Source organism: Actinomyces qiguomingii (assembly GCF_004102025.1).
Lineage (GTDB): Bacteria > Actinomycetota > Actinomycetes > Actinomycetales > Actinomycetaceae > Actinomyces > Actinomyces qiguomingii.
On the sequence record NZ_CP025228.1, the window covers coordinates 2,713,345 to 2,739,299 of the forward strand.

General features: G+C 68.5%; 40 protein-coding genes. 35 read left to right on the forward strand and 5 right to left on the reverse strand.

What is annotated here, in order from left to right:
• Positions 1–56 precede the first annotated feature (56 nt).
• From CWT10_RS11385 to CWT10_RS11410, 6 genes are all read left to right on the forward strand, one after another.
• Positions 57–671: a hypothetical protein gene (locus CWT10_RS11385; protein WP_103061594.1), complete on the forward strand. Its 615-nt coding sequence runs from the start codon at positions 57–59 to the stop codon at positions 669–671.
• A 47-nt stretch (positions 672–718) separates the two neighbouring features.
• Positions 719–1,681 carry a peptidoglycan recognition protein family protein gene (locus CWT10_RS11390; protein WP_103061595.1) on the forward strand — a complete coding sequence of 321 codons (963 nt, stop codon included), beginning with the start codon at positions 719–721 and terminating at the stop codon, positions 1,679–1,681.
• A 15-nt stretch (positions 1,682–1,696) separates the two neighbouring features.
• The gene (locus CWT10_RS11395; RefSeq protein ID WP_103061596.1) at positions 1,697–1,999 is read left to right on the forward strand and encodes a phage holin; all 303 of its coding nucleotides are present in this window, start codon (positions 1,697–1,699) and stop codon (positions 1,997–1,999) included.
• Positions 1,992–2,375: a hypothetical protein gene (locus CWT10_RS11400; protein ID WP_128683455.1), complete on the forward strand. Its 384-nt coding sequence runs from the start codon at positions 1,992–1,994 to the stop codon at positions 2,373–2,375. Before CWT10_RS11395 ends, CWT10_RS11400 begins: the two co-directional genes overlap by 8 nt.
• Before the next feature lie 339 nt (positions 2,376–2,714).
• Positions 2,715–4,100 (forward strand): tyrosine-type recombinase/integrase, encoded by a 1,386-nt coding sequence (locus tag CWT10_RS11405; RefSeq protein WP_103061553.1) that lies wholly within the window; start codon positions 2,715–2,717, stop codon positions 4,098–4,100.
• Positions 4,101–4,296: 196 nt separating this feature from the next.
• Positions 4,297–5,220: an LAPAL motif-containing putative phage structural protein gene (locus tag CWT10_RS11410; RefSeq protein WP_103061554.1), complete on the forward strand. Its 924-nt coding sequence runs from the start codon at positions 4,297–4,299 to the stop codon at positions 5,218–5,220.
• A gap of 116 nt (positions 5,221–5,336) precedes the next feature.
• On the opposite strand, the gene CWT10_RS11415 is transcribed toward CWT10_RS11410, so the two are convergent.
• The 4 genes from CWT10_RS11415 to CWT10_RS11430 form a co-directional block, all read right to left on the reverse strand.
• Positions 5,337–5,729 (reverse strand): ImmA/IrrE family metallo-endopeptidase, encoded by a 393-nt coding sequence (locus tag CWT10_RS11415; RefSeq protein ID WP_128683423.1) that lies wholly within the window; start codon positions 5,727–5,729, stop codon positions 5,337–5,339.
• A 95-nt stretch (positions 5,730–5,824) separates the two neighbouring features.
• Positions 5,825–6,241 (reverse strand): hypothetical protein, encoded by a 417-nt coding sequence (locus CWT10_RS11420; protein ID WP_103061556.1) that lies wholly within the window; start codon positions 6,239–6,241, stop codon positions 5,825–5,827.
• Positions 6,238–6,852, reverse strand: coding sequence for a DUF433 domain-containing protein (locus tag CWT10_RS11425; RefSeq protein WP_103061557.1), 615 nt, complete (start codon positions 6,850–6,852; stop codon positions 6,238–6,240). Before CWT10_RS11425 ends, CWT10_RS11420 begins: the two co-directional genes overlap by 4 nt.
• 101 nt (positions 6,853–6,953) lie before the next feature.
• Positions 6,954–7,385, reverse strand: coding sequence for a helix-turn-helix domain-containing protein (locus tag CWT10_RS11430; protein ID WP_103061558.1), 432 nt, complete (start codon positions 7,383–7,385; stop codon positions 6,954–6,956).
• Between the two features lie 106 nt (positions 7,386–7,491).
• Here CWT10_RS11430 and CWT10_RS11435 point away from each other — a divergent pair, with 106 nt between their 5' ends.
• Positions 7,492–7,917 (forward strand): helix-turn-helix domain-containing protein, encoded by a 426-nt coding sequence (locus CWT10_RS11435; protein WP_103061559.1) that lies wholly within the window; start codon positions 7,492–7,494, stop codon positions 7,915–7,917.
• A 356-nt stretch (positions 7,918–8,273) separates the two neighbouring features.
• On the opposite strand, the gene CWT10_RS11440 is transcribed toward CWT10_RS11435, so the two are convergent.
• Positions 8,274–8,906 carry a hypothetical protein gene (locus CWT10_RS11440; RefSeq protein ID WP_103061560.1) on the reverse strand — a complete coding sequence of 211 codons (633 nt, stop codon included), beginning with the start codon at positions 8,904–8,906 and terminating at the stop codon, positions 8,274–8,276.
• A 317-nt stretch (positions 8,907–9,223) separates the two neighbouring features.
• Between CWT10_RS11440 and CWT10_RS11445 the strand changes: the two genes are divergently transcribed.
• The 28 genes from CWT10_RS11445 to CWT10_RS11575 all read left to right on the forward strand — a co-directional run bounded on the left by CWT10_RS11445 (position 9,224) and on the right by CWT10_RS11575 (position 25,955).
• A complete protein-coding gene (locus tag CWT10_RS11445; protein WP_103061561.1) occupies positions 9,224–9,562 on the forward strand; it encodes a helix-turn-helix domain-containing protein in 339 nt (112 codons plus the stop codon).
• 71 nt (positions 9,563–9,633) lie between these two features.
• Positions 9,634–9,762, forward strand: coding sequence for a hypothetical protein (locus CWT10_RS17690; protein WP_269843693.1), 129 nt, complete (start codon positions 9,634–9,636; stop codon positions 9,760–9,762).
• Positions 9,759–10,007 carry a hypothetical protein gene (locus CWT10_RS11450; protein WP_103061562.1) on the forward strand — a complete coding sequence of 83 codons (249 nt, stop codon included), beginning with the start codon at positions 9,759–9,761 and terminating at the stop codon, positions 10,005–10,007. Before CWT10_RS17690 ends, CWT10_RS11450 begins: the two co-directional genes overlap by 4 nt.
• Complete coding sequence (locus CWT10_RS11455) at positions 10,004–10,684, forward strand: hypothetical protein (protein ID WP_103061563.1); 681 nt, start codon at positions 10,004–10,006, stop codon at positions 10,682–10,684. The genes CWT10_RS11450 and CWT10_RS11455 overlap by 4 nt, the downstream gene beginning before the upstream one ends.
• 140 nt (positions 10,685–10,824) lie before the next feature.
• Positions 10,825–11,250: a hypothetical protein gene (locus CWT10_RS11460; protein WP_128683425.1), complete on the forward strand. Its 426-nt coding sequence runs from the start codon at positions 10,825–10,827 to the stop codon at positions 11,248–11,250.
• Positions 11,247–11,696, forward strand: coding sequence for a DUF4326 domain-containing protein (locus CWT10_RS11465; protein WP_103061565.1), 450 nt, complete (start codon positions 11,247–11,249; stop codon positions 11,694–11,696). The genes CWT10_RS11460 and CWT10_RS11465 overlap by 4 nt, the downstream gene beginning before the upstream one ends.
• Entirely contained in the window at positions 11,693–12,040 is a 348-nt protein-coding gene (locus CWT10_RS11470) for a hypothetical protein (protein WP_103061566.1), read from the forward strand. Before CWT10_RS11465 ends, CWT10_RS11470 begins: the two co-directional genes overlap by 4 nt.
• A complete protein-coding gene (locus CWT10_RS11475; protein ID WP_103061567.1) occupies positions 12,037–12,972 on the forward strand; it encodes a hypothetical protein in 936 nt (311 codons plus the stop codon). Before CWT10_RS11470 ends, CWT10_RS11475 begins: the two co-directional genes overlap by 4 nt.
• Positions 12,969–13,241: a hypothetical protein gene (locus CWT10_RS11480; protein ID WP_103061568.1), complete on the forward strand. Its 273-nt coding sequence runs from the start codon at positions 12,969–12,971 to the stop codon at positions 13,239–13,241. Before CWT10_RS11475 ends, CWT10_RS11480 begins: the two co-directional genes overlap by 4 nt.
• A complete protein-coding gene (locus CWT10_RS11485) occupies positions 13,238–13,669 on the forward strand; it encodes a RusA family crossover junction endodeoxyribonuclease (protein WP_103061569.1) in 432 nt (143 codons plus the stop codon). Before CWT10_RS11480 ends, CWT10_RS11485 begins: the two co-directional genes overlap by 4 nt.
• Positions 13,666–14,439 carry a nucleoside triphosphate pyrophosphohydrolase family protein gene (locus CWT10_RS11490; RefSeq protein ID WP_128683428.1) on the forward strand — a complete coding sequence of 258 codons (774 nt, stop codon included), beginning with the start codon at positions 13,666–13,668 and terminating at the stop codon, positions 14,437–14,439. Before CWT10_RS11485 ends, CWT10_RS11490 begins: the two co-directional genes overlap by 4 nt.
• A gap of 2 nt (positions 14,440–14,441) precedes the next feature.
• Positions 14,442–15,032 carry a hypothetical protein gene (locus CWT10_RS11495; protein ID WP_103061571.1) on the forward strand — a complete coding sequence of 197 codons (591 nt, stop codon included), beginning with the start codon at positions 14,442–14,444 and terminating at the stop codon, positions 15,030–15,032.
• Positions 15,032–15,538, forward strand: a complete 507-nt coding sequence (locus CWT10_RS11500; protein WP_103061572.1) for a single-stranded DNA-binding protein — start codon at positions 15,032–15,034, stop codon at positions 15,536–15,538. Before CWT10_RS11495 ends, CWT10_RS11500 begins: the two co-directional genes overlap by 1 nt.
• 17 nt (positions 15,539–15,555) lie before the next feature.
• Positions 15,556–15,819, forward strand: a complete 264-nt coding sequence (locus tag CWT10_RS11505; protein WP_103061573.1) for a hypothetical protein — start codon at positions 15,556–15,558, stop codon at positions 15,817–15,819.
• Entirely contained in the window at positions 15,816–16,160 is a 345-nt protein-coding gene (locus CWT10_RS11510) for a hypothetical protein (protein ID WP_199176281.1), read from the forward strand. Before CWT10_RS11505 ends, CWT10_RS11510 begins: the two co-directional genes overlap by 4 nt.
• 95 nt (positions 16,161–16,255) lie before the next feature.
• Positions 16,256–17,605 carry a hypothetical protein gene (locus tag CWT10_RS11515; protein ID WP_103061574.1) on the forward strand — a complete coding sequence of 450 codons (1,350 nt, stop codon included), beginning with the start codon at positions 16,256–16,258 and terminating at the stop codon, positions 17,603–17,605.
• A 32-nt stretch (positions 17,606–17,637) separates the two neighbouring features.
• Positions 17,638–18,396: a hypothetical protein gene (locus CWT10_RS11520; RefSeq protein WP_128683431.1), complete on the forward strand. Its 759-nt coding sequence runs from the start codon at positions 17,638–17,640 to the stop codon at positions 18,394–18,396.
• Positions 18,393–18,695, forward strand: coding sequence for a hypothetical protein (locus CWT10_RS11525; protein ID WP_103061576.1), 303 nt, complete (start codon positions 18,393–18,395; stop codon positions 18,693–18,695). Before CWT10_RS11520 ends, CWT10_RS11525 begins: the two co-directional genes overlap by 4 nt.
• Before the next feature lie 80 nt (positions 18,696–18,775).
• Complete coding sequence (locus CWT10_RS11530; protein ID WP_233187960.1) at positions 18,776–18,952, forward strand: HNH endonuclease; 177 nt, start codon at positions 18,776–18,778, stop codon at positions 18,950–18,952.
• A 240-nt stretch (positions 18,953–19,192) separates the two neighbouring features.
• Entirely contained in the window at positions 19,193–19,501 is a 309-nt protein-coding gene (locus CWT10_RS11535; RefSeq protein WP_128683460.1) for a hypothetical protein, read from the forward strand.
• Positions 19,410–20,849 carry a hypothetical protein gene (locus CWT10_RS11540; protein ID WP_103061578.1) on the forward strand — a complete coding sequence of 480 codons (1,440 nt, stop codon included), beginning with the start codon at positions 19,410–19,412 and terminating at the stop codon, positions 20,847–20,849. Before CWT10_RS11535 ends, CWT10_RS11540 begins: the two co-directional genes overlap by 92 nt.
• 26 nt (positions 20,850–20,875) lie before the next feature.
• Positions 20,876–22,267, forward strand: a complete 1,392-nt coding sequence (locus tag CWT10_RS11545) for a phage portal protein (RefSeq protein ID WP_103061579.1) — start codon at positions 20,876–20,878, stop codon at positions 22,265–22,267.
• A gap of 6 nt (positions 22,268–22,273) precedes the next feature.
• Positions 22,274–23,437, forward strand: coding sequence for a VG15 protein (locus CWT10_RS11550; RefSeq protein WP_103061580.1), 1,164 nt, complete (start codon positions 22,274–22,276; stop codon positions 23,435–23,437).
• Positions 23,438–23,595: 158 nt separating this feature from the next.
• The gene (locus CWT10_RS11555) at positions 23,596–24,021 is read left to right on the forward strand and encodes a hypothetical protein (protein WP_103061581.1); all 426 of its coding nucleotides are present in this window, start codon (positions 23,596–23,598) and stop codon (positions 24,019–24,021) included.
• 59 nt (positions 24,022–24,080) lie between these two features.
• Positions 24,081–25,046 carry a phage major capsid protein gene (locus CWT10_RS11560; RefSeq protein ID WP_103061582.1) on the forward strand — a complete coding sequence of 322 codons (966 nt, stop codon included), beginning with the start codon at positions 24,081–24,083 and terminating at the stop codon, positions 25,044–25,046.
• Between the two features lie 15 nt (positions 25,047–25,061).
• Entirely contained in the window at positions 25,062–25,271 is a 210-nt protein-coding gene (locus CWT10_RS11565; protein WP_128683447.1) for a hypothetical protein, read from the forward strand.
• On the forward strand, positions 25,195–25,599 hold the full coding sequence (locus CWT10_RS11570) for a hypothetical protein (protein WP_103061583.1): 405 nt from the start codon (positions 25,195–25,197) through the stop codon (positions 25,597–25,599). Before CWT10_RS11565 ends, CWT10_RS11570 begins: the two co-directional genes overlap by 77 nt.
• The gene (locus CWT10_RS11575; RefSeq protein ID WP_103061584.1) at positions 25,596–25,955 is read left to right on the forward strand and encodes a hypothetical protein; all 360 of its coding nucleotides are present in this window, start codon (positions 25,596–25,598) and stop codon (positions 25,953–25,955) included. Before CWT10_RS11570 ends, CWT10_RS11575 begins: the two co-directional genes overlap by 4 nt.

Below are 25,955 nucleotides of genomic sequence, written 5' to 3' on the forward strand. Positions count from 1 at the left end.
CATCATCGCCGACACCACCGCCCACACCGAAGCACCCGAGCCTGAGGAGGCACCTAGTGAGCTATAAGGACGCACGCGGACACACCGTCCCCGCCGGCACCGACCAGGCCTCCCGCCAATCCCTCCTCGACCTGTCCCTGTCCATCCCCTCTATCCCCACGTGCACGTCGGCCTCCGCCGCAACCCAGCACGTAACCCGGCTCGCGGCCGCCGGCGTGACCGCATCCGCCGCGGATCCGGTGCTGGTGTGGCGCACGGACCTGCAACAGCTCGTGTCGTGGGACGGGACCGCCTGGACGATCTGTACGCCTGGCGCCTACGCGGCGACCACGGTGTCCGGTGCCGGCTCCTGGTCGGGTAGTCGTCTCTGGCTGAGGCGGACCGGCATACTCGTCATGTGCTGGGGCGTGCTGAAGCCCAACACGGGCAATGTCCCGGCCTCACGGGTCACGGACGTGCTGGTGGTGCCTGGCGGCTGGCGGCCCTCCGCCAGTGTCTACGGCACCCTCGGTTTTCTGCAGCTGGCCGCCACGCTCTACGTCCACGGCGCGACGCCCCCGGTCGCCGGCGGCGCCGTGGTTGAGGTGTCCCACACCAACGGCAACGTACACGTCCGATCCCCCCAGACCGCCACCGCAATCAAGGTATCGGGCGTCTGGTCCACCGCCTGACCCCCAACGCCACCAACCACACAACTCAAGAAAGTAAGGGAGGACTCATGTCTACTATCTCGCCTAATAAGGCCGTCACCGATGTGAAGCAGTCTCCGAACTATTCGGCGGGGCGTCCGGCGGGTAGCCCCAACGTGATCGTCATTCACCACTGGGGTGTGGACGGGCAGTCCCACCAGGGCGTGGTGGACTACCTGTGCCGCTCCGGCGGCAACACCTCCGCCCACTACGTCGCCAGCGCGGGCAGGCGCACCCAGATCGTCTCCGACCGTGACCGTGCGTGGCACGCCGGCGCATCCGGCAACCCCCGCGGCATCGGCATCGAGTGCCGCCCCGAGATGACCGCGGGCGACTTCGAGTCCGTCGCCCAGCTGGTCGCCGCCATCCGCGACGAGCACGGCCCCCTGCCTCTGCGAGGACACCAGGACTACATGTCCACGGCGTGCCCGGGCCGCTGGTACTCCCAGCTGGCTCGCCTATCCACGCGGGCGGACGAGATCCGCGCCGGCAAGACCACCAGCACTGCCACCACGCCAGCCAAACCCGCAGCCACCTCCTCGGCGGCGGACCGGGCGCTCGACGCCCGCACCGGCACCGACGGCGCCCGCCAACTCGCCATCTCCGGCGTGCTCGGCTCCCCGACCCTGCGCCGCCTACAGGAGGTCATGGGCGTCACCATCACCACCTCCGGCACGCCAGCCGCCGCCGCATACCAGCGGCTCCAGCGATTCCTCGACGGGGCCGTGTCCGCCGGCGCGCTACGCACCCTTACTGGCGCCACCCGACTCGACGCCGACGGTGTTGCAGGCCCCAAGACGTGGAAGGCCTTCCAGTACTGGTCCGCCCACAAGTCTCCCCAGTGGATGCGGCAGTCCGGCGGCCCTGCCGACCTGAACGGCGCGAACTGGGACAAATGGGTCGACGGCATCGCAGGCCCCAACACCATCCGCATGCTCCAGCACATGCTCAACAGCTCCTACGCCAACTCCGGCAAGCTCCTCGCCAAGTGAACGGAGACCACCAATATGGGAAAGCACGTAGCACTCACCGAGGACCGCACCATCCTGTCCTGGCTGACGCCCGAGCGGCGTCGAGCGCTCTACTCTGCGGTGGCCGCAATCCTGGCTGCGCTCGCGGCCCTCGGCGTCATCACCGGAGAGCAGTCCGAGGCGTGGGCGCAGGTGGCCGAGCAGGTGCTCGCCGTCGCCGCGCTCGTCCTCGCCGCCATCCACACGGGCGGCGTCTACGAGGCCCCTATCGTGGGCACGCCGGTGGATGATGACGACGGCACCCCGGTGTCAGGCTCGGGCGGTGGGACCGGTGACTGACCCGGCAATCATCACCCCGATCATCGTCGCGGCGGTCGGCCTCGCCGGCGTCCTGGCCGGACAGTCCACCAGCCGGCGCATGCACCGGGAGGACTACCAGCTCGCCCGCCAGGGCGCCGAGGTAACCACACTGCGCGCCGTAGTCGAATCCCTCACCGAGCGAGTCTCCTCCCTCGAGCGTGCACTGGCCGCCTCCGAGGCGCGCGTGGATGCCCTGGTGGACGCCCGCGACGACGCTGAGAGGGACAGGTGGCACGCCATCGCCTACGCCCGACAGCTCCTCACCTGGGGACACGACTGCCTGGCGCTCATCCCCGACGGCACACCCGCCCCCATCCAGCCAGAGATCCCGCCCGCGCTCGCGGACGACCTCTGACGTCTCTCGGTCTTCGGCCCCTTCTGCCCCGTCATGGGGTGGGAGGGGCCGTTGCTTCGTTCGGACACCGGTGTCCGAAATCCGCTGGTTCGGGGTGGCATGACCTGTCGTCTCCGGTTATCGTGTCTGCGTCATTCCGCGCGAAAGTCCTCGCGTGCTATCGTCGGCTGGTGTCGGCCCGGTGCGTTCAAGCCCCGTCAGCCACCCCATCACGAAACGCCGCTATTGCAACGAATAGTGGCGGTCGGTACGTAAGGCGCTGGCGTGCGGTGTCCGAACGGTGTCCGAAAGTCCCGTCGTCCGGGGCCTTTAGGGCACCCTCATGGCACAGGAGCCACCATGCCCGCCTCCCCCGCGCCGACGGCACTCGCCCCGCGCCGCCGCCGGCCCGTAGTGTCCGCCCGCCGCCGCGCCGACGGCACCACCCGCTACTCGGTTCGCTTCCCCCTCATCCCCGGGGACCCCTCCTCCAAGCACCAGGAGTCCTTCCCCACCCGTGCTGCTGCCGAGTCCTTCTGCGACCTCGTCTCCGCACTGGGCGGCCCCGCCGCGCTCGCGGCCCTGGACGCGGCCGATGCCGAGCGTGAGGTGCCTACTTTGCGCGTCTGGTTCTCCGCCTATTTGGAGCGTGTGGGCACGTATGCGACGCCGGGCACGGTGGCCGGCTACCGCAGCCAGTACCGCCGGTACCTGGATGGGCCCCTTGGGTCGCTGCTGCTGACCCAGATCACCCGGCAGGTGGTGGTCGCCTGGGTCGGGGCTATGCGCGCCACGCAGGCACGCCCCCGCACCCAGGGCGCGGCGTCCCGGCCGCTGTCGTCCAAGACGATCCGGGAGGCTCAGCGCCTGCTGTCCCAGTGCTTGAAGACTGCCGTGGAGGAGGGCCTGATCCAGGCCAACCCCGCCCAGGGCGTGCGGGTGCCGTCCGACGATGTCAAGGGTGCCTCCACCACCTTCCTGACCCGTGATGAGCTCGGCCTGCTCATCGACGCCGTGGACCCCTACTGGCGGCCCCTGGTGTCTTTCCTCGCCGGCACCGGTACCCGCTTCGGCGAGGCTACCGCCCTGCAGGTCGCAGATCTCGACCTGACCGCCGCCCCGCCCACCGCCCGCATCTGCCGGGCCTGGAAGAAGGGCGACAAGGGCGTCTACCTGGGAGGCACCAAGGGCGCCACCACCCGCACCATTGCACTGCCCCGCCCGCTCGCCCGCCAGCTGGGCGACATGACCGCCGGCCGCCCCGCCGAAGCCCTCGTGTTCACCAGCCGCAACGGCGCCCGCATCCAGTCCCAGCACTTCTCCACACGCGTGTGGAGGCCCGCCCTCGCCCGCGCCCGGGAAGCGGGCCTGACCAAGACTCCCAGGGTCCACGACCTGCGCCACACCCACGCCAGCCTCCTGCTCGGCGCCGGCGTCCCCATAATCGCCGTCCAACGCCGCCTCGGCCACAAGTCCATCACCACCACCGTAGACACCTACGGCCACCTCACACCCGACGCCTACGCCGCCGCCACCGACGCCGCCGAGGCCATCGTCAACATCACCTCCCCCACCTACGCCACCCCGCCCGAGCCCGCCCCCGCACAGCCCGAGGCGGGCCTGGACGCGGCCGCCCTCGCCGCTCAAATGGCCGCCCTGCAAGCCCAGCTGACCACCCTCACCGACGCGCTCGCGGGAGATGAGATCACGGTGGTGGAGGCCCCCGCGGGGATCACAGCGGCCTGACCGCGTAGTTCAAACTGACGTCAAGCGACGAAGGAGGCCGTTAGTATGCGGTCACTCAACCGTGAACACTCACGGAGCCCGTGCACTCCCCCGAGGTCTCCTTATGGCTCCCGCATCGTCGCCGCCCCAGTCGTCCGCAGAGGAACAGCCGGTTCTAGACACTGATGATGTCGGTGGGGTCTGGGAGGATCGGAGCATGGTCAAGAAGACGTACAAGGAACAGGTCGTCTTCGCCTTCCACGGGGAAGCTGTTGACGACGGCACGATGACAGCCGGCGACTACGGGCGCGCACTCATGGGGTACTCGCAGATGGTGCAGGCGGTTGTCCAGGAGGCTGCCCCAAAGGCTGAGAACATCGACTTGCGGGTGACCGCGACCGAACACGGTTCATTTGCCACCGAGCTTGTTTTGACGATGGACCTCACCTGGGTTGAGGCTGTGAAGCAGTGGTTCCTAAGTGAGGATGTCGCCGCGCTTGGTGCCGCGGTAGGAATTACCGGGGTAACCTTCGGTTCCCTGATCAAGAAGCCTCTTGCTGTATTGAAGAAGCTACGGGGACGCAAGATCGTAGAACGCCAGGATGTCGGCAAGGGCATGCAGACCGCAACGCTGGATGACGGTGAACAAATCACGGAGCCGGGCATCGTCTTAAACATCTCGTCCTCGAACGTCTTCATCAACGGCGCGCGTGACTTCACACGCCCGACTACTCGGCCGGGAGTCACCTCCGTGACTGTAGGCGCAGATGACCCGGAGGAGGTTACTGCGGCGGACCGTGCCTTCTTCGAGCCTCTCCCGGAGTTTGAAAGTGAGACCATGGAGGTGAAGCAGATGCGCTTGAAGGTGCTCAGGTTGTCGTTCGATGATGGGCCATGGCGCTTCGAAACCACCGATTCCGTCAGCGGGCTTCCTGCAGAATTCACCGCAATGGTCGAAGATGATGACTTCCTCGGCGACGTGGCATCACATGCCACCTCCTTCCAGGCCGATGACGAGATTGACGCGGTCGTAGAGATCGTCTATCCGCCCAAGCATAAAAGGGCTCGCCGCCGCTATCGGATTCTGCGAGTAATTGATGTGCACCACCCGCACGAGCCGCCGACCCTATTCGACCAGTGAATAAAGCGGCGGATCGCCGTCACTTCCCAAATCGGGAAGGGGCGGCGATCTATGTGTGCAGTGGTGTCCTTATCTTTGCGCTGCGTCCGGCGCTCCCGTGTGGTTTTGGCAGCTCTCTAGGCAACGATCTTGTGACGGCGCAGTGTCTCGCGGTAGGCGACCACGACCCATCTGGGCACGTCGAGCTCGACGGCCAGAGCCCCCGGGTGCGGACCCACCAGGGCCTCGGCATCTCGGTAGGCGCCGGAGGTGATAAGACGGCAGGCCACCTGGCGGTCTATGCGGGCCTCCACGGGGCGGGTCTGGTGGCCGTCATCCCCACGGGAGGCATGGGCCAGCTCGTGCATGAGGGTGGGCACGGTTGCGCACTCGTCCATGCCCTTGCGCAGGTAGATGGTCCGTGACGGGAGATGGTAGGCGCCGCGCCACCCCTCCGGCATGTTCAGCCACCGCACGAACACCTGCTGCTTGTCAGCGGCGGCGAGCAGGGTGTCCATCGTTGGTCTCACGAGCGGGGATGCTAGCCGCGACCTCGGACACGAATATCGTCCACGCTTGTAGTACCTCGGTTACAAGCGTCGGCGCGGCGCTCGCGGCTACTGGGTCAGAGAGGCTCGATGTCTGGTGGGGTGCCGGGCAGGTCGGGTAGGTGGTATGCGGTGGGCTTGTTGGCCCAGTGGTCGAGGACGTAGGGCATCCCTGCGAGGATTGTGGCCGATTGCCTGGCGATGGCGTCTGCGCCTCTGGTGGTGGGCATGTTGAAGCCGATCCAGTGCAGGTTGTTGGCGGCGAGGGCGTCGCGTTCGTCCTGGTTCTCCAGTTGGCGGCCGTCCATGGTGATGATGGCGTCAAAGCCTCTCAGGGCGAGGTCGTGGAAGAGCTGGATGTCTTTGACCCCGCCGGTGAGGCCCTCATCCTTCGGCGTGCGGAAGCGGTGTACGCGGTAGACGCTCGCGAGGGTCTTGTGAACGCCGTCGGCGATGTTCTCGTCTATGTAGAACCAGAGTTCTGCTGGTCTCACGCGACGCTCCTGACCTTGGCGTCGAAGGCGACGGCGTCGGCGGCGGCCTCGGCGGTGACGGCCGGGTAGTAGTCGCTGATGTTGTCGACGGTGATCTCCTCGCCGTCGATGACCTGGGCGATCGTGTCGTAGGGGATGCGGGTGCTGGCGATTGTCGGCCAGCCTCCCATCCGCCCGAAGTCGACCTCGATGTGCTCAGCCGGGCGGCGGAGGTCGACGACCTTGTCGCCGCGGAAGTTCTCAAATGCTTCGGCGAGCTGCTCGAAGGTGAACATGTCCTTCTGCCCCGGGCACTTGAGGATGTCGTAGACGCCCTGGTCATCTGGAGCTTCGACGAAGATCGTGGTGCCGTCGGTGCCGAACCGGTAGGCAGACGGGTGCTCGGCCATGTCCAGCACATCGAGGTTCTCGAAGGCGGCGGAGATCTTCTGTAGGGAGATCTCGTTGCGCAGGCGGGCGATGGAGCGCAGGGCGATCAGGTCTCGCAGGGAGTACAAGGGCGGCCGCTTGGGCTTCACCTCGGGCACGAGCAACCCCTTGTCACGCCAGCTCCTCAGCTGGCTCGGGGTCACGCCTGTCAGTACGGACGTGAGGTTGAGTGGAAACGCCATCTGTCGTTCACCTCCTCTCGGACGCGAGCCGGCACAGGTCCATTGTCCCAGGCCGGGCACGTCCTGTCAGCGTGACGAGCCGCATCATCGCCGCCCATTCGTCAGTCCTCCTCGTAGGGGATGTCCTGGGACTCCTCACCAAGGTCGTCACGCCAGCCGGTCGTCTCCGCCAGCTCCTCATCCGCCCCGGGCTGGATCTGCGCTGCCAGCTCCCACTCCGGCGGCAGCTCCTCCGGCCAATCAGGACGACGCTCCCCCAGCTGCACGACCTGGGCACGCTCGCGCTCGCGGGCTCTCTCCTGCGCCTCGCGCAGCACTTCCACCGGATCAAGGCCGAGCGTTCCCGCGATGGCTTCCAGCTCGCCTACTGTCATCGCTCGACCACGGCGGAGCACGTCGCCGAGACGAGTAAGCCGCACACCAGACCTGCGCGAGAGCTCACGCAAGCTCATCCCGCTGTCTTCCAGTGCGCCTCCGAGCGCCTCAGACACCCTCACATCGGCCGGGTGCTGCTCAATCGACCTGCTACCCATATCGTGATGTTCTCACATGCGAACACGCCTGGCAATCCCTCTTGACAACGTTCGCGATTGCGAGCATCATTCTTTCAGGTGTTCGCAATCGCGAACGGGAGGAGGAATGATGTCGGTCGCGTCCGAGATCCGAGCCGAGATGGCGCGCCGTGGCATCACGGGGACCGCGCTCGCGGACGAAGTGTCGCTTAAACGCCCGTACCTGTCCCTGCGGCTGAACGAGCATGCCGACCTCAAGGTCGGCGAGCTCGTGGCTATCGGTGATGCCCTCGGCGTGCCTGGATGGGAACTACTGCGGCGCAGCAGGCGTCCGCAATCCGTGGCCGCCTCCGGCCCGTCCCCCGCCGTCGAGGCGCAAGGCATCGCCGCGGTCGAGCGTGTGGGTGCTGCGCTCGCGGGTGTGCCGGCGGAGGCTCTGCTGGCCCACGAGCAGGCGTGCGATTCGTGCTGGTCTTTGGAGGATGCGGCCCGGCACCTGTCCGGTGACGAGGACCCGGCCACGCACCGCTCCTCCGACGAGGAGGTGGCGTGATGTCTGTGTGGGATGAGGAGCTAGGCGAGTCCCGACGTCTCAAGGTGTCGGAGGAGCCGAAGCTGCCGATGCTCGAGTTGGGGACGGCGACTGATGAGCAGGTTTCCGGGGCCGCCCAGACGGTGGGCTGGCTGCAAGGAGTAATCGACAACTATCTGGTCACCCTGTCGCGTGATGCGGATGCTCGACGGGAACTGGAGCGCCAGCAGCAGGAGCAGACGACGGAGGCCCCAGATGCTGGTGAGACCGGGCCGGCTGGGAAGTCCGAGTCGCCGGCAGCGGCGGACGGAGACCGCTCGGAGACTCAGCCCGCTGTGATCGCGCCGGCTCGCCGGCGACGAGGAGGTCGCGTGATGTCAGCGCTTCCGGGCGACCTTGGCCGTCTTGTCGGTTATGGCGAGGATCTCCTCGCTGACGTCGCTGTGCGGCACTCCGGCGTCGGTGACGGCGTTGACCGTGACCCGAAGTTTGATGCGGCGGGCTTGTCTGCCGATGAAGACCATTCCGTCGGGGGCACATGCCCTTGCGGCGGCGGCCCGTCGTTCCTGTTCGATCTCCTGCTCGATCAGGCTCGTGAGGTCGAGTGGGAGCTCACCGAAAGCCGGGCAGTGATCGGCTTGAGCTCTTGCTTCGACGTGGCCGTCACGGTCGACGATGACGGTCACCTGGTGCGCCGTGTGAGCGCTGTCGTTGACAGCGAGTACGGCAAGGTCGCTGTCGATCTTGAGTCGCCAGCAGTACTTGACGGTGTCCGCCTGTGCGGCCAGCGCCCGTTGTGCGACCGCGTTCGCGTCGCCTGCTATCTGGTTTCCCTGTTCAGCGATGCGATTTGCCTCCTCGGCCTTGGCGAGGCTACGCGCGGCAAGATCGTTGGCAATCTCCGCCTGTCGGTTGGCCTGCTTCGCTCGACGATTGGCGAGGGTCGCGATCAGCAGGCCGCCGGCGCCGATGCTGGTACTGACGGCATCAATGGCGAGAGACGCGTCCACGATGACTCCTCCTCGGTGGGTTCCGCCGTCGGCTCCGATGCCGGCGGGTCGGTTGGTGCTTCGGAGCCTACCGAGGAGGCCCCGACCCCGGGTCGGGAAAATCTTGCCGCCTCCTCGGTGAGCGGCGACGTGGCGGCTGAGGGCCCGGCGTCGTCGCGGGGTAATGGGGATAAGACCGCCGAGGAGGTGCACACCGCCGTCGGCCGGCCTGACTCCTGCCGGTTGTGCGGCGCTGGGTGCGGGGCGGGGCTGGTGTCTCGTAGCTGCGCCGGCCCCGCCCACCCCACCAGTGACGTCCCGGATGGGGGTGAGGTGCGGTGAGTGAGGTTCTGGAGCCGGATCTGACGACGGTGCAGGTCGCCCAGGTGCTCGGTTGCTCGCGGCAGCGGGTGACGGAGCTGTGTTCGTCGGGCGTGCTGCCGGCCTATCAGCTGAGTGAGCGGGGGCCGTGGCGTGTGCGTCGTGCGGATCTGGATGCCTACAGGCAGGCCCGCGTGGAGGCGGCTGCTGCGGCTGCTGAGGCCCGTCGTGCTGCTGCTGCGAGGCAGGAGGACATCGACGCGGTCACTGACATGGTTCGGTCTGGTCGCCTCGCTGTGCCCGCGCGTCTGGCGTCTTCGTCTCGCCGTCGCCGGCGACGCCTTTACGCCATCTGACCAAGAAAAGAGTGGCCGCCAGCAACGTATCTGCCGGCGGCCGGTGAGCCAAGCAAGTGAAAGGAAAACCGATGGCTCGAACCCAATCTTACAAGGCCCGCCACAAGGCGGAAAGACGTCGACTGGTCGACGTGGTGCGCGCCGTGCTCCGCCTGGCCCCGACCGACGACAACGCTGTGAAGGAGGTGCCGGCCCGATGACTGCTCGTGTGTCTGGCCTGTCTCGCGCCGCCCGCGCGACTATCGCCGCTGAGGGGATCACTGTGCGCCAGTACGTGGCCCACCACTGCGGTCCTGACACTGCCCGGTGGCCGGGTGACCGGTGCGGGTGCACTGATGACCGGTGCGACGGCTACCACCACATGGCCGGCGAGCCGTGCCCGTGCGTGGAGTACCTGGCCCGCATTGCCTCCGCAGCCACCCGTGAGGAGGCGATGGTGCGATGAGTGTGGAGCGGAGGATCGCGGTGGGGGCGTGCCTGCTGTGCGTCGGCGTGCTGGTCGGCTGTGTGCAGGCGTGGCTGGCTGTCACGGGCCGTGCGCCGGTGATGTCGGGGCTGTCGCTGCTGGCCCTGGGCCTGGGTGGCCTGGGCGCCGTCCTGATGATCATGGCCGGTGACGGGCCCGCCCCGGCGGATGTGGGCGCTGCTGCCGTCCCGTATGGTCCGGCAGGTGGTGGCGGCGCTGCGGCATCGGCGCCGACCCCGGAGACCGCCCGTGAGGACACCGATCACGAGGACGGTGGAGTCGAGGAGGTGCTGGCGGCGGCCGCGCGGATCGTCGATAGGGCGGTCGAGCATGAGACGGATGCGGCTGCTGAGCGGATATATGCCGTGCCGCATGCTCATCTGCGGATGGTGCTGACCCCTGGCGGGCAGGCCACCACGGTCACGGACGGCACCGGCGCCGACGACGCCGAGGGTGGCGACGGTGTGCCGGGGATGGTTTGCGAGCTGGTGGCCCCATCGGGGTGGATGGGATCGGCGCTGATGACACTGGCTGATGCGCTGATATCGCCTCGGCGGGTGCGGGAGATGCTGACCCAGCTGGCCCGTGAGGGTGATGCCTCCGCGGTGGCGGCGGCCGAGTACCTGCGCCTGGACCTGCCTGGGGGTGAGTTGTGATGGGGACGCGTGTGCAGCGGCGTCTGGATTGGTCCCGGGGCCCGATCCCCTGCGCAGGCTGTGAGCGGCCGATGCGGCCTGCCGGCCGGGCTGCCAGTGAGCCGGGCTGGTCGGGGACTGTGGCGCACTCGGGGCGTGGCATGTGCCATCAGTGCCGGCGGGTGCAGCATGCGGCGGAGGCCGCCGAGTCCGTAGCCCGCGCCTCTGGGAGCGTGCCTCGGTCGGCTGGGCTGTCGTTGCGGCGTCTGGCCGGCCTGGAGACCGACGCCATGGTGGCATCTCCATCCCTGGGTCGTGAGGTGACGTGGCTGTGGCGGATGCTGCCCGGCGACATGTCCATGGTGCAGCAGGAGATCGAGTGCCTGGCTGACCTGGCGGACCAGCTCCGCCGGGAGGGCCTGGTGGCGATGTCTCGGCCGCGCCGCAACGTGCGCCACGGGACTGGTGCGACCATCCTGCTGACCCTGACGGTCCGGCCCGCCACCGAGGCTGAGGCTCGGGTACTGGGGCACGAGCCAAGATCAGCCCAGCCCGACCAGACCGAGGCTGTGGGGGTGGCGGCATGAGCCCCCGGCGGTTTCAGCGGCGGCGCAAGGCGGGGTGGCGGATGCCCGACGGGGCGGTCTACGTCGGGCGCCCCACCCGGTGGGGTAGCCCGTTCGCCGTCGGCGGCGAGTACCGAGTGGTCTCCGAGCCTGGAGCGGCTGCTCTGCTGGGCGTGCCGGGGCGGAGTGAGGCCGTGCTCCGGCCGCAGACCAGGCGGGAGGCGGTGTCGGCGTACCTGGCGTGGGTGCGCTGGGACCTGGTGCTGCTGCCGGCCGAGACCGCCCCTGTATCTCCTCTCACCAGCATGATCGTGGAGGCCCTGGCGGGCCGTGATCTGGCGTGCTGGTGCCCGCTGGACGAGCCCTGCCACGCGGACGTGCTGCTGGCCTTGGCCGCCGGCATCAGCCCACGCGACATTGATCTGTCCCGGATCACCCCGGCTGAGTGTGAGGCGGTGACGCCATGACCACCACACCCACACCCGCTCCTGCGCCTGAGCTGGAGCTGCTGGTGCTGGCTTCCCCGGCCCTACCGGTGATCCACCTGGGCCAGCCCGGCCCTGCTGTGGTCCGCCTGCGGGGCACCTACCGGGACGTGACTCGCCTGTGCACCCCCGACCTGCGCATCCCGTACGTGGCCGAGGCTGTCCGCCCCGCTAGCCCGGAGCGCATCCAGGGGGCGCTGGAGGACGCCCGGATGTGCCGGGCCTGCGCCGGCGCCTACCACCGCCTGACCCACACGGCATCGGTGCCGGACGGGCAGGGCACCGACTCACTACTCGCACTACTCGACCAGGAGGACCCATCATGACATCTGCCACTGCGCCTGCCCCGCTGGGGGTGATGCTGCACGCAACCCTCCCAATGCCCGACCTGCTGACCGCGCTCGCGGCCACCATCCCCCATGTGGGGACAGACAAATCCGGGCCGGGCTGCGACCGCCTGCGCGTCGTCTTGGATGTCGCTGGTATGCGGCTGTGTCTGCTGGCCACGGACTCCGAGTCCGCCATCATGGCGACGGTGCCGCTGGAGGACGCTGACGACGCCGTCGTGATCGACGGCGACGGACCAGGCGCCAGGGTGATCGACCGGGTGGAGCTGGACCTGTCCCAGGGTGCGGCCAAAACCGTCCTCGCCGTTTTCAGGCGAGTGGGTGGTGAGACGGTGCGGCTGGATGTGCCCGCCGACGGGCGGAGTATCCAGGCCACGGACGTCTCGGGGACGCTGGTGGGGCGGACAGTGCGGGTGGCCGCGATGGGCGAGTGGGGCCCCACCGATGACGAGCAGCGCGTGGACGCCGCCGCCATGATCGCCCACACCTGCTCCCAGCCGCTGGCTGTGCGCACCACGTGCAGCCTGTTGCCCAAGACCCTGGCCCGCTGGGCGCCCACCGCTCGGGCGCTGGGTGCGCTGCCGCTGCGGGTCACCGCCACGGGTATGGGGCTGGTCGCCTACGGGGACCTGGCCGAGGCGGCGGGCCTGGTGGTGCTCGGCTGCCTACGCGTGTACGGCACCACGGACGCCGTCCCTGCGGCGGAGGCGGCCTATGACGGGCCTGCCGTCGCGGCGCTAATGGATCTCCTGCTGGACGGTGCCCCGGTCGGCGGCGAGGCCACGGAGGAGTCCGCTCACGCCATGGTGACGGAGCTGTCAGCCTGGCTGCACGAGCAGGACACAGACGGCGACCCCGACGCCGACGGTGACGGCGACGGCGACGATCCCGTGGGTGGTGATGCGGCATGAGGATCGCCATCACCGTGCAGCCCGACATCGGGCAGGACCGGGAGTACACGGCAGACGTGCCGGCCGAGCCGTACGACCAGGACTCCGTGTCAGATGTCGTCGCGGCCCAGGGTCGGGAGCGGCGCACGGCCGCCGCCGTCCTGGCCGAGATTGCCGACTACATAAGCCACGACTATCTGCCGGACTCCCCTGACGTCGCTCCCGGCCGGGTCGAGTACTACACGCGGTACCTGCACCAGGAACCGCTGGTCAGGGGTGAGACCCGGTGATCACTCACCCCTATGCCTCGGATGTCGCACCGGTGTGGGAGACGGCCATAGTGCTGGGCGCTGACCAGGTGATCTCCGCCAATGACCACCGGCACTGGCGTCACCGCCATGCGCGGGCAAAGACGATCCGGACGATGGCGGAGCAGACTGCCCGGTTCTCGCGCGCCCCCAGGCTGGAGCGGGCACGGATCGTGATCGAGAGCCTCTTCCCAGATCGCCGCCGGCGGGACACGCACAACCTCATGCCCACCGTCAAGCCGATTGTGGACGGGCTGGTGGATGCGGGTCTGCTCCCGGATGACGACACCCGGCACCTGGTTGGCCCGCACTTGGAAGCATCCTCCGAGCTGTCCCCCGCACGGTGGGGCCAGTGCACCTACACATTCCGTGTTTCTGTCTTCGACCTGGGAGAGGGGACATGGTCATGACCCGACACTCCGACATGTGGTCGGCGCCATCGCTGTTCAGCTCGGAGCCGTCGACGGCGATCGCCGAGACGATCACCTGGGTCCGGCACCCGGCGAGATATCCGAGAGTGTTTTTCCGCGGGGCCTCGAACGCGGAGCGGCTGGGCACGCTGCACGAGCTCGCGGCCAAAGCGCTTGTCCACTGGCGCTACACCCAACATTTGGCGGAGCTGGCCAGGTGGACTGTCGCCTGGGCGGTGGACGCCTCCGGTCTCACGGAGGAGGAGATCTGGCACCGTGTGCGCGCCGAGTACGACCGAGCCCACAGCAAGCATGCGGGGATGACCCCGTACCACCCCGACATGTCGGATGACGCTCGGGCGGCGATCCTGAGCGAGGAGGTAGGCGAGGTCGCTCGCGCCCTCACCCCGGACGCCGACACGCCCACCGGGCACGGCGGCAACCTCGTCGACGAGCTGGTGCAGACCGCGACCATGGCGGTCGCATGGCTGGCCCGTGCCCTGGCCGACCGACCCAAGCCGACCGAGGACGGGGACCCCCGCAACTACTGGCAGGCACTTCGCACGCTCCTGCTCGACCACACCCGCACACTGCTGGAGATCTACAGCGGCGGGGTGTGGGAGTACTACCCAGAGATCAGCGAGCAGGCAGCAGACCAGCTCGCAGCCGAACTCGCCATCTGGCCGCGACGTGAGCCCCCCGCCGAGGTCGAGTGGGCCATGCGCCAGCTGGCACCCCACCCGCCCACCACTGACCCCGAGGAGAACTGATCATGACCGAGACCATCATCATCCGCCCCACCCTGGTTACCGATCTGGCCCCCGGCATGCGCGTCTACGAGCTGGGCAGCCGGGAGATCACGCGCATCAGCCGTGTCGACCCGCTAGGTGACGACGGTCCGTACATCGTCGTGGCCACGCGTGGCGGGCTGCCGGTCCGGTACCAGGAGTACGCCCGTGTGGGGGTCATCGTCTCTGACCCGGCGCCTGAGCCGGAGCGTCTGCGGGAGCCGGAGCCCCTGTGGCCGACCGCGACGCTCGTACGCGTCCTGGACGGATGGGCAGAGGAGCCCGGAGACATCGCCGGGCAGATCGCCGTCCGCTACGGCAGCGAGGCCTACTACCTGCCAGAGCTCGAGGCCCACGTGTCCGCGAGCCTCTCCTATGACCGGATCGACGACTGGGAGGCCCTGTCCGTCGTCCCCACCGAGGCTATCCGCACGCTCGCGGCCCGGCTGGACGAGCTCGACGCAGCTGATCCGCGCACCTCGCCGGGCTGCCGGCTCATCGTCCGGGCCATGCGGGTCGCGGAGGCAACCCGGGCCCTCGTGCAGGTAGCTGACACCGGAGAGGACGCGGACTGATGGCCGGCGACACTGTCATCACGCTGATCGGCAACCTGACGGGTGATCCGGAGTTGCGGTTCACGCCGTCGGGGCTGGCGGTCGCCTCGTTCACGATCGCCTCCACCCCGCGCATCTTCGACCGGCAGGCCCAGGAGTGGCGTGACGGGACCACCCTGTTCATGCGCTGCCAGGTCTGGCGCGACGCCGCCGAAAACTGCGCGGAGACGCTGACCAAGGGCACCCGCGTGATCGCACAGGGCCGCCTGGTGCAGCGCTCCTACACCACCCGCGAGGGCGAGAACCGCACCGTGGTGGAGCTACAAGTCGACGAGATCGGCCCCTCCCTGCGCTACGCCACAGCCCAGGTCACCCGTACCCGCCCCGGCCAGGGCGGGCAAACCGCCGGAAATCATGCCAGCCCATATACCAGCAGACACCAACCCCAGCAGCAGCCGGCCCAGGCCGACGACCCCTGGGACACCGGCGGCGGCAACACCAGCTTCGGCGACGAGCCCCCGTTCTAAATCGATCGGAAGACCTCATGACCGCCATCATCGCGAGAGAACTCCTGCATTTCGCCGTCTACCTCGCAGGCGCCTTCATCACCTACTACATCGTCCAGTCCCTTCTCCTCAGAGAAAGGAAACCCCACATGGCAGACCTCCACCCGCCCGAGCCCACCAGCCAAGGCCCCGCATACACGGTCGGCCGGGTCATCGGCGGCCTCATCCTCACCGGCCTGGGCGCCGTCCTCCTATCCGCGCTCGCGGCCCTGGTCATCGTCATCTGGAGGGCCGTCCTATGAGCAGTGCCAAACCGGGCCGCTATGTCAAGCGCCCCGTTGTCGTCGAGGCTGTGCAGCTGGACGGCAGCCCGGAATGCAACGTCATCACTCAAATGTGGGCCGCTGAAACGGGTATGGCCCTGACTCCAACGCCAGACGGCTACCTAGTCGTCGAGACGCTGGAGGGCAATATGCTGGCCAGCCCCGGAGACTGGCTGATAAAGGGCGTCAAAGACGAGCTGTACCCGTGCAAGCCCGACATTTTTGAGGCCACGTACCAGCCTGCCCCGTCTCGTCGCCGGCGGCGTCGCCGACGGGGGCGTGGCGGTCGAAAACGCGCCACCCCGTCCCAAGAGGCTTGACCAATGCCCTCAGCCTGCATCCGGAGCCCGCCCGCGTGCGGCCTCGCGCATTCCGCTCTTCATCCTTCGCCCGTCTAGTTTGAGAGGACCCGCCTGTGGCCTGGCTGCGCATGTCCGACACCGCCGCGATGCACCCCATCGTCCTGGCGGTAGCCGAACACCCGGACGCCACGGAGTCCTCCATCGACGAGGTCTTCGGATTCATGAGCCGCCTGGCGACTATGAGCGCCCAGTACCTGACCGATTACGTGGTCATGTTCTCAACCTGCATTCAGGTCGCCGGCTCGCGCTCGCGGGCTGAGCGTCTGCTGGACATGGCACAGTTCGCAGGCTACGGGCAGCTGGAGACCGACTCGGAGTCGGGCAGAAGACTGTTCCGGCTGATCGACGACCCGGAGTTCTTCCATCTCAAGACCGCCGAGGAGGTCGCGTGGGAACGGGAGCGGAAGAACAACAACAGCAACTACGCGATCACGGTCCCGGTCCGTCACCGGGACGGCGACGCTTGCCGGTACTGCGGCAAAGTTGTCAACTGGCGTGACCGCAAGGGCGGCAAGGGTGGTACCTACGACCATCGTCTGCCTGGCCATGCCGGCTCGTGGCAGACCGAGGTAGTCGCGTGCACCTCGTGCAACTCCATACGAGGTAACGCCTCCAAGGGGCTGAAGGGAGAAGAGGCGATGCGGGCGGCCGACCGCGTCCTGCCTCTGCTGCCTCCCCCGGCTCGCCCTTACTACAGTCCCCGGACTCGGGAGTGGCTCAACGAGCACGCCGAGATCCTGGCCCTGTACCAGATGGTGCCTCCGGAGCTTGCTCCGGCAGGAACAAAAACTCTGCGTGCCGGCACCGTTGTGTCCCGGCCTCCTGCGCAGTCTTCGTCGGTCGGCGCGTCCGCGGGTAGCCACGCTTCGGCGTGTGACCCCGGCGCCGGCGCTAGCGCACGCCCCGGCTCCCAGCCGGGCAGCGTGCCGTCGTCCACACCGGCTGGTGACCCCGGCAGCACTGATCACGCTGCGTCCGCGGGTATCCCAGAGTCTGGGCCTGCTCCATCCGGGTCGGTCGGCGCGTCCGCGGGTAGCCACGCTTCGGCGTGTGACCCCGGCGCCGCCCGCCCGGGGAGGGCAGCTCATCCGGCGATGGACACCGACGAGGCCCTGCCGCAGGAGCCAGACACGCCGGAGGCCGGTATCAGTAGATCTAAGCAGATCCCAGCAGATCCGCCGGGTCCGGAATCTGGATATGCCGGGTCGGGTAGGGACGGGACGGGCCGGGCAGAGTCGGGACCGGCAGGGCCGGGCTGTGCCGGTCCTGGCAGGGCTGGGCCGGGGTGGGCCGGAGACGGGACTGGCCGGGAGGCGCACTCCGTCGCACGCAGCGGATCCCCTCCCACAGCTGTCTCCGGCTCCCGCATACGCAAGCGCGGGAAGGGAGTCAGACGACGATGACCACATGCGTATCCGGGTGCGTAATCCGTGGCATGCACGCGCCGGACTGTGACGGCACCGCCACGGACCGGGCGGGCCAGGTGGTGGAGTGCCGGGGGTGCCTGCCACGTCCGGCTGAGGACGGCGCCTGTCTGTGCTCGTGGTGTGTGGGCCGCCTGACCTCGACGGTGGCGGGCCTGCCGGGCCTGGTGGATCACCTGCACGAGATGGCTGCCCCGTCGGTGTCTTCGCCGTCGGGCCACACCGACACCGGCAGCTCGGGGGCGCGTCCGGGTGAGGGCATGCTCTACCCGGCTCCGCTGGTCGCCGTGGATGACCTGCACGCCATGGTCGCCTCCTGGTGTGGTGAGGTGGCCGCCGAGCGTAGCGTGACTGCTCCTGCGGCTGGGCTGACGCGTTGGACCGAGCCGGACGCCGACGGCGATGCCGAGCCCATCGGCCCCACCACGCCCGACGCCACGGCATCGTTGGTGGAGTGGCTGGCCCCGCACCTGGACTGGGTCACCGCCCAGCCCTGGGCCGGGGATCTCCTGTCGGATCTGGCTACGGCGTCTGCTCGGGCGCTGGCCCGGTGGCCCATGGCCGAGCCCGAGCGTCGGGTCACGAACGTGCGCTGCCCGCACTGCGGCTGCCTGTCGCTGGTGGTGATCCCGCCCTCGACGGCGGGCGCGTCCACGACCGTGCGGTGCACCCTGCCTGCCTGCGGGCAGGCGCTAGGCGAGGAGGACTGGCAGCACACCCGTGCCCTGGCTCTGGCCCGAGCCCAAACCGCCGCGGAGGCGGCCTCGTGACCGGCGTGGTCGGCCCGGACGGCACCGAGTGGATCCCCACCATCGTGGCACTGGACCGGGTGCCGGGGTTGTCTGGGTGGACGCTGCGGTCGTGGATCAGGCGGGAGCAGGTGCGCTCTCAGCGGGTGGGGCGGCAGGTGTGGGTGGCCTGGGGGGATGTACTGGAGGTGGAGGCTGCTGCGCACATGGTGGGGTGGCGGCGTGGTCGGCGCGCCCAGCCTGCTGGTGGTGTTGGACAGACGGCAGATCAGATTGCACAATTGGGTGCAGCGGGACACGTGCGCCCTGATCAGTGTTGAGAGGTCTGGTGGTGTGAGTGTCCCGGACTGGTAATCGCCGCTATCGCGCGAACCGCGCGAAGCTGCTCGCGATCTCGGACGTGTGCTGGATCTGCGGGCGACCTGGCGCGGACACCGCGGATCACGTCGTTCCAGCCGCGTTTGGTGGTGGCGACGAGCTGGAGAATCTTCGCCCGGCTCATCGCTCGTGCAATGCTTCTCGTGGGATCGGGAAGCGGGATCTTCGGCGGCCGTTCCGGACCTCCCGGATCTGGTAAGGCTACCCTAAGGCGGCCGGGCGGTCCGTCGGGAGGGGGATGACCCCCTCGGCCCAGCCGGTAGCAGGCCCGGCAATGCTACCAATCTCCCCCCGACCCCTGGTTTCCATCCCCCCGACCGTTTTCCCGGGTTTCGGCGTTTTCGTTGGTATTTCGCCGTTTTCCCGGCGCATGTGGCCGTGGTGGCCGTTCTCGGCTGCTCCTGGCGTCGGGCTAGCGGAATCGGGGTGGTGATGGGCGGTGTCTCGGTCGTTTGAGTCGGCTGTGCGGTCGGGGAATCGGCTGCGTGTGCTGCGGGCTCAGCGGCGTCGTCTGGCTGAGGAGCTGGACCTGATCAAGCCGGGCACGAACCCGGCGGGCGTGGCGACGATCAGCCGCCAGCTGTCCGCCGTGATGGACAAGATCGCAGCCCTTGAAGCGTCGGAGGGTGCCGGCCAGAAGGCGGTGAGCAGTCCCCTTGACGAACTCGCTGCCCGGCGCCGTGATCGGCGCCCAGACTCCCCGGCTGAGGGTCGCCGCCGACGGGGCGTCCCGCCTGGACGGGGCTGACGCCGCCGACATCGCCGCCGCCTACGGGCTGGAACTGGACGACTGGCAGGCCATGGTCCTGTCCGACTGGCTCGCGACCGAGCCCAACGGCCTGTGGACTCACTCCCGCTGCGGCCTGTCCGTCCCTCGTCAGAACGGCAAGAACGCCGTGATCGAGGCCCGGGAGCTGTACGGCATGGCCGTGATCGGGGAAGCGTTCCTGCACACCGCGCACGAGGTCAAGACCGCCCGCAAGGCGTTCCGCCGCCTGCTGACCTTCTTCGACAACCCCCGCAAGTACCCGGACCTGGCTGCCAAGGTCGTGGAGATCCGCCGCACGAACGGCCAGGAGGCCATCGTGCTCGACAACGGCGGCAGCGTGGAGTTCGTGGCCCGCTCGAAGGGCTCCGCCCGCGGGTTCACGGTGGACACGATCGTGGCGGACGAGGCGCAGGACTTCGGCGAGGACGCCATGGAGGCCCTGCGGTCCACGAACGCGGCCGGCCCCCAGCAGAACCCACAGCTGATCCTCACCGGCACGCCGCCCGGCCCGAAGGCTGATGGCGAGATCTTCCGCCGCTTCCGCGCATCGGCCCTGTCCGGGTCCTCCGACACGACCTGTTGGGCCGAGTGGTCCGCCCCCAACGACGCCGACTACGACGACGAGAAGACCTGGGCGACCGCCAACCCCGGCTACGGCATCCGCATCAGCCGCGACACCATCATGGACGAGCGCGGCGACCTGTCCGAAGAGGGCTTCGCCCGAGAGCGCCTGGGCATGTGGGACGAGGTCTCAACCAACGCCGTCATCGACGCCGCTACCTGGCTCCGCTGCGCGGACATGGCCTCCAACCCGGTGGACCGGCTCGCCCTCGCCGTGGACGTGCAGCCGGGCCGCGAATCCGGGTCAGTGGCCGTCGCCGGCCAACGCTCGGACGGCCGCTGGCACGTTGAGGTGATCGACAACCGCAACAACGTCGGCTGGATCGTCGACCGGGTAGCCGGCATCTACGCACGCCAGCGCATCCGCACGGTCGTGATCGACAAGCGCGGCCCCGCCGCATCCCTGGTCGAGCCCCTGCAGAAGAAGGGGCTGAAAGTCACTACCACGGACGCCGCCGAGATGGCCGCCGCCTGCGGCTCCTTCTACGACGCCGTCATGGAGGACACTCTCCGCCACCTGGACACTCCCGTGCTCAACTCGGCGCTCGCGGTGGCCCGGAAGCGGTCGCTCGGTGATGCGTGGGCGTGGCATCGGAAGAACGCGGCAGCGGATATCACGCCGCTGGTGGCCTGCACCCTGGCCCTGCATGGGGCCATGTCTGACCGGATCTCCCAGCGCCGCTCGAACCGCGCAACATTCGTTTGAGTCTGAGGGGCTGGTGGTGTCGTGTGATGGATGAGGCCCAGATCCGCGAGAGCATCACCCAGATGCTCACGGTCCGCCGCCGGGACCTGGCCGAGTGCGAGAATCTGCGCCGGTGGCTTACCGGGCAGGCGGGCACACCCGAGGTGCCCAAGGGCGCCGAGTCGGAGATCAAGCACTTGGCGGTGGTCGCTAAGCGCAACGTGATCGGCATGGTTGTGGACACCTTCGCCCAGAACCTGGGAGTGGTGGGCTACCGGGCTGCGGACAAGGCTGCGGACGCGGCCGGCTGGGACCTCTGGCAGCGCGCCCGCATGGACGCCCGCCAGGACGAGGTCCACCGCCCCGCCCTGGTCTACGGCCTTTCCTACCTGGTGCTGCGCCCGCTCATGGACGACGGCCCGGTCGAGTGGCTGCCCCGCTCGCCTCGCCAGCTCGTGGCCCTCTACGCGCACGACGACGTGTCCCCGTTCCCGGTGTGCGCTATGGAAGTGTGGGTCCAGACTGTCGGCGGAGTGAAGCGCTTGCGGGGCGCCCTGATGGATGACGAGTGGGTCTACCCGCTCGACCTCGGCACCGTCGCAGACCTTGCCCGCACGAAGACCGCGTCCCTGTCTCACGTGGCTGCAGCCGCCGTCATCGACGACGAGGCCGCCTTCCCGCACCGCGCCACCTACGACGGCACCCCGGTGTGCCCGGTGGTGCGGTTCGTCAACGGCGGGGACGCCGACTCCGGCCCGATCGGTGAGGTCGCCCCGCTGATCGCCTCACAGCGCGCCCTGAACGAGGTCAACTTCGATCGGCACATCGTCTCCCGCTTCGGCGCATTCCCTCAAAAGGTCATTAGCGGCTGGACCGCCGGCGAGAACGAAGTCCTCAAGGCATCTTCCTCCCGCGTGTGGACCTTCGAGGACACCGACGTGAAGGCAACAGCCCTGCCAGCAGCCAGCGTCGAGCCCTACAACGCCGTGCTCCGGGAAATCGTCGAGCACATCGCCCAGGTCGCCCAGATCTCGCCCGCACAGATCACCGGCCAGATGGCGAACCTGTCCGCCGAGGCCCTGTGGGCCGCTGAGACCGCCCAGCAGCGCAAGCTCGACGCCAAGCGCCGTGCCTTCGGCGAGTCCTGGGAACTGGCACTGCACCTCGCCGTCGAGACCACCTCCGGTCAGGGAACCGTCCCGCACGGCGCCGAGGTCATCTGGCGCGACACCGAGGCGCGCTCCTTCGGCGGGATCATCGACGGCATCACCAAGCTTTCCTCCCAGGGCGTCCCCATCGACCTCCTGATGCCACTCGTGCCCGGTATGACCCAGCAGCAGGTCAAGGCCATCCGCGACCGCCTCGACGTCGACCACACCCCCGACGGCATCACCGCGCTCGCGGCGCCGCCCATGCTGGCGGGCACCGGTAAGGAGTAGTGGGCCGTGGCGCTGTATCGTCGCCCGGCGCGGTTGACGGCTGAGCTTGTGCAGGCCGGGCATGAACGGGCGCTGAATGAGCTTCTGGTGGAGTTCAACCGGCAGATGGACGTCACCTGGCAGTTGCTGGACCTGGACCGTCTGGACCAGACGCGGGCCGACTGGTTGCGGCATGCTGTGGAGGTGGTCTCGTCCCATCAGGAGCAGGCCGCCGACATCGCCGCCGAGTTCTGCCAGGACTGGTCACGCCTGTTCACCGGCCAGGGCATGACTATTCTCCGGCCCGGTCTGCAGGCGGACGTGGTCATCCGGGAGATCGAGACCGCCCTGGACGCGCTTGGCCCCGCCGGCGTTAAGCAGCGCATCCGCGACGGGATCTCTCCCGAGGCCGCGATGCGGGACGCTTCCAAGGCGGTCAAGGCCGCCGGCGAACTTCGGGTACGGGACGCGGACCGGCAGACGGTCATGCAATCTGCCGCAGCAGACCCACGGGCCACGGGTTGGCGGCGCATCAGCCACGGCGGTTGCAAGTTCTGCAACATGCTGGCCGGCCGTGGCGAGGTCTACGGCGCAGACTCGGTCCGCTTCGCCGCCCACGACCACTGCAAGTGCACCGCCGCCCCCGCCTACGGCGGTCAGGAGGTTAACGTCCACCAGTACACGGCCTCCAAGCGGAAGATCTCCGAGGCCCAGCGGCGCCAACTCAAGGCGTACCTGGACGGTCTGGAAGACGACGGACTCACACCGAAGGCGGCAATAGTCCCGCGGGTTACCGTCCCTGGGGCTGTGACCGTCCCTGATGGGCTCGACGTCGCAGCACATGAGCTACGCACCGCGGACACCCTTGCCGAGCACGGTTACAACATAGTGTTCCGCATGATTGACAACACCCCAGGGGTGAAGAACCCTGATGTTGAGATCGACGGCGTTGTCTGGGAGTTCAAGAGCCCTGAGGGAAGCTCTGAGAAGAGCACGATTGCAGACCAGTTCAAGAAGGCGCGGAGACAAGCCGACAGAATGGCAATCGACCTGCGACGCTGTGGACTCAATGACTCGGTCGCGAAATCACAGATCGCGAGACGGTTCAAGGGACAGTCGCGGCTAGTAGAGGTTCTGGTAATCGATCACGACAGTGTAGTGACTCGTCACGCGAAGTCAGCTATCCTGTAGGTGAAGGCGGCAGGCGTCCCACCATGGCACGATTTCCCGTGCTGCGGGTAGCCCAGCCGCCTTCGTCATACCCTCGCAAACGTTGCCCATATCTGCTCAACCCTCGGCCGTTTTTTCGGACGAGGGTTTTCTCATGCCCAAGATTGGAGAACGCCAACATGGCTGATGACACCCCCACCGCCTCTGCTGACGCGTCGGCGCCTGCTGGCGGGTTTGAGCCGATCACTTCGCAGGAGGCGGCGGATGCCTACGTCGCCGCGCACTTGCCGGCCGACTATGAGCAGGCGCTGTCGCGGACGGCGGAGCTGGAGTCCAAGCTGGCGGACTCTGAGCGTGCCCGCCTGGCCCTGCAGGTGTCCGCCTCCACTGGTGTGCCGGCGGAGTCCCTGACCGGCTCGACTCGTGAGGAGCTGGAGGCGTCCGCCCAGGCTCTGCTCGCCTGGCGTGACGCCACCACGCCGAAGAAGCCCGCGCCGAAGCTGCGGCAGCCGGGCCTGCGGTCGGGGTCATCCCCACAGCAGGAGCCGCCGTCCCCGAAGGCCGCCGCCGCGGCTGCTCTGCGGCGCATGCGCGGAGCCGAATGACCCCACCAATACCGACCGATCCGATCCAACTATTCACCGTCTGAGAGGACAAACTGATCATGCCCACCGCTGACATTACGCGCGCCGAGGTCGCCGGCCTCATCCAGGACGCGTACTCCACCGACTTCCTGAACGCCGCCGTGGACTCCTCCATCGTGCTGCAGGCCTTCCCGACTGTGTCCATGGGAACCAAGACCGAGCGGCTGCCGGTCCTTGCGACCATCCCGCACGCCAACTGGGTCACTGAGGACTCCACCGCGGACGAGGGCACCAAGCCCACCTCCAAGTTCTCCTGGGCGAACAAGACCCTCGTCGCCGAGGAAGTCGCGGTCATCATCCCCGTGCACGAGAACGTCGTGGACGACGCCACCGAGGACATCCTGGGCGAGATCACCCGCCTGGGCGGCCAGGCCATGGGCTACGCCCTGGACGCCGCGGTCCTGTTCGGCGTGAACAAGCCCGCCACCTGGACCGACCCCGACCTGTTCGCCGCCGCAACCGCCTCCGGCAACCTCACCCAGATCTCCGCCACCGACCCGGCCTCCGACCTGGTCGGCGCGATCCTGCAGAACGCCGGCTTGGTCATCGGAGACGGCGAGTTCGAGCCGGACAAGCTCATCGCCCGCCGCTCCCTGCGCATGCAGCTGGCGAACCTGCGCAACACTGACGGCACCCCCATCTACCTGCCGTCTCTGTCCGCCACCCCCGGCGCCACCGACCAGGTGGCCGGCATGACCACCCTGTGGGCACGCGGCACCGTCGCCGGAGACCAGCCCGTCTTCGACGCCACCAAGGCCACCGCCCTGATCGTGGACTCCACCGCAGTCCGCATCGGCGTCCGCCAGGACATCACCGTGAAGTTCCTCGACCAGGCCACCGTCAACGGCATCAACCTGGCCGAGAAGGACATGGTCGCCCTCCGCTTCAAGGCCCGCTACGCCTACTGCCTGCGCAACATCGTCGCCCAGAACAACACCGAGGCCGTCACCCGCAACCCCGTCGGCGCAGTCACCCCGGCCGCCTGACCACAGGGAGACACCATGACCCGATTCGTTCACCGGCACACCGGAGCCCAGGTCTCCTACCCGCCCGGCCACCGGCTCCACACCATCCTGTCCGCGCTCGCGGATTGGCAGGAGGCCGAGGAGCGCGACGTTGAGGAGGTGGGGGACGATGGCGCAGGAGCCCGAGCCGGTGGACGCGGATCTGCTGGCCGACGTCACGGCCGCTCTAAGGCGGGCGCTGACTGACAGCGAGGCCGCGGCCGTGCCCCACCTGGCTGTAGGCGCTGCTGCTCTGATTCGCGGGTTCCTGGGGCAGGAGCCTCCGGAGGACGCCTCTGGCGTGGTCCGGTATGTGACTGCGCAGATGATCTCCAGGGCGTTGTCGCGGCCTGGTGATGTGCCTGTGGGGCTGGCGACCATGTCTGTGACCACGGGGCCGCTGGCCACCTCGCAGGGGTTCTCCGTGGACTCGCAGGGCGGGGGCGTGTGGCTGACTCGGCAGGATCAGATCATGCTCCGCCCGTGGCGGCGGCACATGGTCTCCGCCCCGCTGGTCTCGGAGCGCACGCCGTGAGGAGCATCCTCGATCTGCTGCCGGACTCCTGGCGCACCGACGTCACGGTCACCGGCCCGTCCCAGCGCACTGCCGACGGGATGCTCGCACCGGCCGACCCGCCCGCGATTGTTGCTGGCGTGGTGGTGGTCCCGTCGTCGGCGGCTCAGCCCGCTGACGGGAGCCTGGCCCCGCCCGAGGGCTCCGAGGACACAGCCACGCTCTACGCACCGCCCGGCGTGCAGATCCACCACCGTGACGTGATCACTGTCCCTGCACCTCACCCGCTGGCCGGCTCGTGGCTGGTGGACCGGTCCCCGTCCCACTGGCCGCTCGGCGTCGCCGTCACCATGACCCGTCGGCATCAGGAGGTGTGA